The organism is Nocardia flavorosea NBRC 108225 (genome assembly GCF_001613385.1).
GTDB lineage: Bacteria > Actinomycetota > Actinomycetes > Mycobacteriales > Mycobacteriaceae > Nocardia > Nocardia flavorosea.
The window spans coordinates 232,597-239,888 of sequence record NZ_BDCG01000002.1 but is presented as its reverse complement, the minus strand read 5'-3'; the positions used below and the strand labels follow the sequence as shown (position 1 = coordinate 239,888).

General features: G+C 63.0%; 7 protein-coding genes. 4 read left to right on the top strand and 3 right to left on the bottom strand.

Going from position 1 to position 7,292, the window contains the following annotated elements; all coding sequences use genetic code 11:
* The first annotated feature begins 275 nt into the window (after positions 1 to 275).
* Positions 276 to 422, top strand: a complete 147-nt coding sequence (locus NFL01S_RS35125) for a hypothetical protein (RefSeq protein ID WP_157116138.1) — start codon at positions 276 to 278, stop codon at positions 420 to 422.
* Positions 423 to 1,061: 639 nt separating this feature from the next.
* Here the strand turns inward: NFL01S_RS35125 and NFL01S_RS01405 are convergent.
* From NFL01S_RS01405 to NFL01S_RS01395, 3 genes are all read right to left on the bottom strand, one after another.
* Complete coding sequence (locus tag NFL01S_RS01405; protein ID WP_062970636.1) at positions 1,062 to 1,367, bottom strand: cytochrome P450; 306 nt, start codon at positions 1,365 to 1,367, stop codon at positions 1,062 to 1,064.
* Positions 1,351 to 2,316 carry a cytochrome P450 family protein gene (locus NFL01S_RS01400; protein ID WP_062970634.1) on the bottom strand — a complete coding sequence of 322 codons (966 nt, stop codon included), beginning with the start codon at positions 2,314 to 2,316 and terminating at the stop codon, positions 1,351 to 1,353. The genes NFL01S_RS01405 and NFL01S_RS01400 overlap by 17 nt, the downstream gene beginning before the upstream one ends.
* 550 nt (positions 2,317 to 2,866) lie before the next feature.
* Complete coding sequence (locus NFL01S_RS01395; protein ID WP_157116136.1) at positions 2,867 to 3,373, bottom strand: DUF11 domain-containing protein; 507 nt, start codon at positions 3,371 to 3,373, stop codon at positions 2,867 to 2,869.
* Between the two features lie 474 nt (positions 3,374 to 3,847).
* On the opposite strand from NFL01S_RS01395, the gene NFL01S_RS01390 reads away from it, so the two are divergent.
* The 3 genes from NFL01S_RS01390 (at position 3,848) to NFL01S_RS01375 (ending at position 7,289) form a co-directional block, all read left to right on the top strand.
* On the top strand, positions 3,848 to 5,194 hold the full coding sequence (locus NFL01S_RS01390) for a cytochrome P450 (RefSeq protein ID WP_062970630.1): 1,347 nt from the start codon (positions 3,848 to 3,850) through the stop codon (positions 5,192 to 5,194).
* A 1,129-nt stretch (positions 5,195 to 6,323) separates the two neighbouring features.
* Positions 6,324 to 6,644: a hypothetical protein gene (locus NFL01S_RS01380; RefSeq protein WP_157116134.1), complete on the top strand. Its 321-nt coding sequence runs from the start codon at positions 6,324 to 6,326 to the stop codon at positions 6,642 to 6,644.
* A gap of 84 nt (positions 6,645 to 6,728) precedes the next feature.
* A complete protein-coding gene (locus NFL01S_RS01375) occupies positions 6,729 to 7,289 on the top strand; it encodes a YbaB/EbfC family nucleoid-associated protein (protein ID WP_168433853.1) in 561 nt (186 codons plus the stop codon).
* Positions 7,290 to 7,292: the final 3 nt, after the last annotated feature.

Below are 7,292 nucleotides of genomic sequence, written 5' to 3'. Positions count from 1 at the left end.
GTCACCCGAGAGGCGAGCACCATGCCCAGCGGCCACCGGATCAGCACCCCGCTCCGTGAGGTGCTACCCGTGGGCACTGCCCGCCCCACAAGGAATCGACGCACCGCCCGGACAACCGTGGACGGGTACGGCATTGGAGTCGCTCGGCAACAGCAATCCGACTCAGCTTCCCACCGCCAACGATACGCACTCCGAGGTAGAAGCAGGTTTCGAACCGCTGTCGTTCGACGAGGCGGGAAGTAACTTGGTGGAAGTCCGTTCGGTTCCGGCAGATTTTGAGTGCCGACGCGGCGCTGCCGGTGACCTACCGGCGCGTCGCCGCGGCCCTGGGCTTCGATGTGGCGGCAGTCGCCACGTTCTTCTACCACGACGCGGAGTTGGCCCGGGGTGTTCTCCTGCCGTTTCCCGCCGCTGCGCCATAGGCGGCACCCGAATCTGCATCGAGCCGTGGATCCGATCACCCGCGGTCGGTCGATCAGCGCTGCTTCCAGGTCCGCTGCCAGGCCTGTCGGCAGCCAGCGCCTGCCCGGCGGACTGGAGCTCCACCGAGATCGCCGAGGCCGTTCTGGCCACCACCCACCAAGCGGGGGTGGAGGCACGCATTCGTTTCGGTCAGCGCCTGCGCGGTACGAATTGTGTACCGAGTTATTCGGTTCAGGTATGCGTGCGGCGCGAGTGGTGTTGTGCGCGATGGTTCGAGTAGGAAATGACAACCAGGCTCGGCCGTACAGTAGTGGCCGGGCCTGGTTGTCCAGTATGTCAGAAGCTTTCATCTCGGAACAGGGCAGTCGTTCCGGGAATCATGTGGTCGGGAATGTATTTCGAACTTCAGGGCGAGCATTGAAACCCGAAGCCCGGATAGCCCTCACCTCCTTTCCGGCGTCGAAAGGGACAATACACCGGTATATGGTCGAGGCGGCGGTGATATCCGGAAACGCCTGGATACTTTGGATTCCGTTGATTGAGAGACTCGGCTGGGATCGGCTGTACCGACGGATTCGATTCCTGTGCGAGTGGCCCGGTTCGGCGATCGATATGGGCGGGGCCGGGCCACGCCGGGGTCAGACCACGACCGGCAAGGATTGGAAGGTGCGTAGCATGTAGTCGGGGGCGTAGTCGATGCCTTGGCCCGGCAGCGCAAGACGCATATCGGGAAATCGGTCACGCAGCGTTGTCAGTGCTGTGGCGACCGCTAGTATGGCGAATTCGCGTCCTGCGCACTGGTGTGGTCCGGCGCTGAACGTGACCGGCTTGACGTTGTCGACTTCTCGGCGTTCCGGCAGCACAGTATGCGGGTTTGTGAATTTTCCGGGATCACGATTGGCTGCACCGATCATGACGAAAATCGAACTACCCTTCGGGATCATCGAACCGTCGGCGAGCGAAACGTCTTGTTCGGCGTAGCGGCGCCAAGCAACAACCCCGGTTTCGGGTGCGGAGGATATCTTCTACCATGCCCCGAACTCGTTCGGGTTTGCGCAGCATATCCCAGTGCTCACTTCCCTCATCGGAGAGTAGGTACCGGGTGCTGTTGAGCAGTCCGCCGAAGCTGGAGGAATAGCCGGCGACCATGACGGTCATCAGGGCCGATGCGGCAAGTTTGGGCGTCAGGCCCTGGGCCGGCAGATGGCTGGCGAGATCTTGGGCCGGTTCTTTCGCGCGAGCGTCCACGAGCCGTCGGCAGCCACGGGACAGGTCGGCCAGTCCGCCTATATTGGCGACGCGGTCGCGACGTCCGATGATGCGGGCCAGCAGGGCGACATGGGCGTCGCTCCAAGCCTTGATCTGGGGTTCTTCCTCCGGGGAGAACCCGAGCAGCTCGCTGATCGAACCCGCTGCCGACGGCCTGGCGACAGTCGCCTCGAAATCGACCGGTTCGCCGGTTCGAGCGGCGGCCGCCAGGGCTTCGGCCGCGGACTCCGCCCGCCGGGTGGCCATCGCCCCGTAGTTCGCATACATCGTATCCGCCCGCAGAGAAGGTCCGCGCGTGCGGGCGAACATCGCCTTCATCACCGTACCGTGGGTGGCCTTGGCAGCATTGTTGATGGACTTCGGCACCCCGGCGAGGTGAGCGATGTGCGGAATTGCCTTCAGGTGCGTCGCGAATTTCGGAAACGGAGTGAGGGGGTCCAAGGTGTTCCGGGTGGATATGGCCGGATCGGAACCGTTGAGGATCTTCTCGACATCGTCGTAGCGCCACACTGCACGCAGCCGGGTCTTCTGGTCCAGAAAGGTCGAGATCTGAGGGGAATGCAGACTGTCGTAGTAATCGGCGAGTATCGAGGGCTCGTAGGCTCCCGGCTCGGTGAACGGCACACTATGTGATATGAAATTTTGTCCTATGCTGCTTGCTACTACTGTAATTGCCGCGTGTAGCCGGCTCGACGCCTCTGACGCTATGTGAACTCATCGGTAGACCGAGGCCCGGTTCGGTGCGAATGTGGTGGATACGTACCGGCGTTCGCCGGAGAAGCCGGAAGCCGCGTACCCCGATTCGAACACCTGCCGCGGCGAAGGGCGCTTCCATCCTGGCAGGCAATGTATTGCGATGAGGTGCAGAGTAGAAGCGTAAGAGTTGGAACGCAGGTGCGCCGGTGAGAATTTGAAGTCCGTTGATGTTGTCGAAGTGCTGCGCTCTGCCCGTCGAGGCGCGACGATTCAACATCGCTGGTGGCGCAACGGAGGAACGTCGGGAGCGATGCGGGCGCACTGTGGGAGCTGTGTCGGTCAGGGTGCCGCGGAGCGGGATCAGGCCGACAGCGCCGAGCGTGGAGACGATCGCACACGCATGGTGACGCACGGCCGAATAATAGCCATGAGGTGCGGATTCGTCGATCCGCACCTCATGGCTGTCTTCCGGGGGTGATCAGCTGCTTCCGGAGGGAATACTGCTGCCCAGGCCCGGAATTCCGCCGTCCGGATTCGTGACCCGGAGGGGCGCGGTGTTGTCGGTGGGATCGGAGTCGTTGTCGGTGGCCAGGGTGATGGTCCCGGGGGCCAAGTAGGCCGAAGGAGAATTGACGCGGACGTTGATGGTCGAGGTCGAACTCCATCCGGGACCAAGCGAGTCGTCGACCGGGGTCTTGCACGTGACCTGCGTGTTGTCCGAGTTGATGGAGCAACCGGGGATATTCTCGAGCGTCGCGCCCGCCGGCGCGACGAAGCGAAGTGTTGCCTGTGCCGCGGGACCTGATCCGGTGTTGCGGAGTGTTACGTTCAGAGGTGCGGTGGCCCCGATTGCCGCGGAGACCGGTGATGCGGTGACGGACAAGTCCGGCGATCCTGCCGCTGCTGCGGGAAGTGCGGCCCACGTGGCGAAACCGACCGATTCGATGGCTGCCGCGAGAACGACCGCGACCGATCTCATAGTCATTCCCGCTACCTTTGCTCGGGGTGTAATTGCAGGGTCCGTCGATTCAGGAGAAACTGGCTCGAACCAGCACTCCGGATTCGGGAGGCCGCGTTCGAATGATAGCCCGGAATTTTCCCGGACGACTTCCGGAGATATGTGTTTTACGGCGTTTTAAGGTGGAATCGGCGAGAAATCTCGCCGGTTTCCGGTGCTTCGAGTCGGGAGCGGTCGGTAGTATCGAGTCGATGTAGTCGGGTAGCTTATTGTCCGCGCCGGGCAGTGTGTGACGAAGCTCAGCATGATGTAAATTTCGCGCGCCCCGTGCTTTCCTTGCGCACCGGCGGCTTATGGTCGCTGGGTGAACTCCGGTGCCGGACGGAGACCACAGCGCAATATCAGGGCACCACGTCGCCGTTCGCGGCAGGAGGATTCACAGTGCTAGACCGCGATGACTCGGATGCAGGACCGGCACAATCCCGTTCGCCTCGAACCGAATTGTCCGACGCCACCGAGCTTCCGCCGCTACCGATCCCCACAGCCGGGCTTCGTCCCGGCCTGATCCGGGATCCTTTCGCGTATCTCATGGATGCCGCCGCCAGCTATGACGGCTTGGTTCGGATCGGGCCCGCGGCCCTGCGTATCTTCGTGGTCAGTCACCCGGACCACATCCGCCGGATCCTGGTGACACACGCCGCCAACTACCCGAAAGGGTCGATGATGCGGCCGTTCCGGGCGGCGCTGGGCAATGGTTTGGTGACCAGCGAGGGCGACTATTGGAAGCGGCAGCGCCGGTTCATGCAGCCCGCATTCCACAGTCGGCAGCTGGAAGCCATGGAAGCCCATGTCGCGGCTTGCGTCGAACGCGCAGTGGCCCGCTGGTGCGACGGTGCGCGACGAGGTGTGCCGGTGAATATTCTCGACGAGTCGATCCGCCTCAATGTCGAAATCGTGCTCGGCGCCTTGTTCAGTACCTCGATCGACGGGCCGCGGGCCGACCGGCTCCGTGAGCTGACCTCGCAGGTATTCGTGGGACTTGCGTCGAAAGTGTGGACGTTCTTCCTCCCCGACCGGCTGCCGATGCCAGGTACCACGGCCTACCGGCTAGCGGTAGCCGAACTCGACAGCGAGGTGTTTCGCATCATCGGCGAGCGCCGCGGCAGCGACGACGATCCCGAGGACCTGCTCGGGCTTCTGCTCGCTGCCGAGGACAGCGAGACCGGGGAGCGGATGACCGACCGGCAATTACGGGATGAGATCTTCACCCTGTTCATGGCCGGTTACGAAACCACCGCGACCGGAACGACCTGGATATCGTACGAGCTGGCCCGCCACCCCGAAATCGCCGACAAATTGGTCGCCGAGTTGGATCGGGTGGCGTCCGGCGAATCGCTTGCGCTCGCCGAGCTGTCCCGACTCGAATACCAGCGCCGGGTGATCCATGAGGCGTTCCGGCTGCATCCACCGTTCCCGATCTGGTTCCGCGAGACCGTCGACTCCGATACCCTCGGCCCGTACCGGCTGCCGGCGAAGGCGCGGATCATCCTCAATCCGCATATCACTCATCGTGATCCACGATATTGGGATGATCCGGAATCATTCGATCCGGATCGGTTCGCGCCCGACCGGTTCACTTCGCGGATGCGTCATGCCTACTATCCGTTCGGCAAAGGTAGCCGGGTGTGTATCGGTGAACGTTTGGCGACGAGTATCACTCAGATGGTCGTGAGTGCGCTGGTCCGGAACTTCGAGTTCACGATCCTCGAGGGTTTCCGAGTGGAACCCCGGTATGTGGTGACCTGTCAGCCCAGGGGTGGGCTTCCCTTGGTTCTTCGGGAACGCTGAGAGCTACCTGGGCAACCGTGTAGGACCGAGTTCCGGGGAACGCGCCAGGTTGTTCAGCCTTGCACGGACCAGTGGTGTGCAGGGTGCGATGGTAGGCACGTCGCGACCTGTGGACGGGGGATGCTTGGCAATGGGTGTCGACGGAAAGCTTTCCCCAAGCGGTGATTTCGACGGCTTCTCGAGTCGGATGGTCAGGTCGGTCGTGTATCGAACGGCTGCGGACCCCCGAAACCTGGTACGCTCAGCTCACGGAAGTCGGGATCGCCGGGCACTCACGCGTGGGCCAACGAGCCGTCGCCCACACATTGCCCAAAGCCACGATTTCTGCGAGCAGCGCCGTGCCGGCCTCGCCGGGTTTGGTATCGACGTGCCTGTCGGGCTGACGGCGGCCGAACAGGCAGATAACGCGCTCGAAAGCCCGGCGATGGACTTCGAAGACGCCGGGTGTCCCAGTCCTCGAGCGCCTACGCAGAGGCTGCCGTGCAGCTGCCCTGGAGTGTGCGGCGGCCGCCCGTAACCATTTCGAGCAGATGGACGGTGTGCCGATCGGTTCGTGGGACCGAGGGGCGGATGGCGGGGCTGATCGCTGTGACCACCGAGGCGACACTCTCGGCGCTGGAACCGGAAGACCTGCGTGCCCTGCAGCGGGCGAACATACCCGTGAACTGCGCAGACGAACAACCCAGCTCGACACCGAAGTTGCGGCACTGGACGGGCGGAGCGAGCGCGCCGAAGAAGACCTCGACCGCCTCGCGACGCGGCACCGCAAGACAAATATCGAACGGGACGTGTCGGCCGCCGGTCTCCGGGCCCAGCAGAGAAGTCACGAAATCTCGACAGGGCTCGGCTCGACGATCTCAGCGCAACCGTCCGGCGGCTGGACTCGGAGATTCGGAAGTGGTTCTACCTCAACTGCTTCGGCTGGCACGGCTGTAGCAGTACCCAGGCGGAAGCGCTGTCCGTCTCCGATCTCGCTTCTCCGGAAAGAACATCTGGGTTTACGTTTTCTTGAGCGACTGGCGGCTCGGGTTTGTGCCACGATCGTTGTCAGCATGTCACGTGCGGCGGCATCGGAGTGTGCGCCCAGTTCTCGGCGGGCGGCGTCAGAGCGAGCGAGGAGGAAGGAAAAATGGCGAATATCGAAGTTGACCTCGACGCACTGCGGAGAGCTTCCGCCAAAGGGGCCGACACCAGGGACGCCGTCGAATCCTGGACATCGCGGGTGGTGCAGATTCTGTCCCGGCTGCCGGCGGCCTGCGGTAGTGACGATTACGCGAGAGACTTTTTCGAAGGGTCCGCTGGTAGACCCGGCATTCGTACGGCCTTGGAGGCGACAACGGAGGGCGCGGGCGTCATGCAGCGCTATGCCGGTGATGTATATCGCGCTCAGTCCGACCAGGTCGATCGGTTCAGCGCGGCCGAGGACGTGTCGAGCCGGTCGTTCGGCTGAACGTCTTCAGTGGCTGCCGGATCGGCGGCATCGGTGAAGGGGTAGGGAATGTGGAATGGCCGTATCGCGAAGAGCGATTCGCGGATGGATGCGATCGTCGATGGTCTTCAGGAGCAGATCCGCCGGATAGGTGAGTTGGAGCGGGAGCGTCGTGAACTCAGGGTGAGCGCTGCTGCCGAGGGCGATCGGGTTACCGTGACAGTGGACGCGCAGGGGCGTCTTGTCGATCTGGAGCTTTCTCCGCAAGCTCATGAATTAAGTCATGCCGAACTCGTGGAAGCGATTCTCGCTGCGTCCGGGGAGGCTGCCGCCGAGGCGGAACGACGCGGGGGCGAACTGTTCGATCCTTTGCATGAGCAGCGTGGCCGGATGCCGAAGCTGTCGGAGCTGGTTGAAGGTTTCCCTGGTATGGAAGCTGTGGTGGGTGTTCTGGACGGTCCGGAGAGGCCGGAAACTGCGAAGCCGGTCGGAGTTCCAGAAGATGAAGTGGCCCCGGAGAAATCTGTGGGCGATGAGAAGGCATCTCCGGTGGCTGTGCACCCGGACGAGGACAGCCTGACGATGGAATTCGACGAGACTGTCGATTTGGGCCAGGTGTCCGGCGAAGCAAAGGGTTCCGCGGTCCTGGATCGCGACTGGGTGTAATTG

Coding starts and splice junctions, on each gene's coding strand:
- NFL01S_RS01395 (WP_157116136.1), bottom strand. CDS start 3,373: ATGACTATGAGATCGGTCGCGGTCGTTCTCGCGGCAGCCATCGAATCG.
- NFL01S_RS01380 (WP_157116134.1), top strand. CDS start 6,324: ATGGCGAATATCGAAGTTGACCTCGACGCACTGCGGAGAGCTTCCGCC.
- NFL01S_RS01375 (WP_168433853.1), top strand. CDS start 6,729: ATGGATGCGATCGTCGATGGTCTTCAGGAGCAGATCCGCCGGATAGGT.
- NFL01S_RS01405 (WP_062970636.1), bottom strand. CDS start 1,367: ATGATCCCGAAGGGTAGTTCGATTTTCGTCATGATCGGTGCAGCCAAT.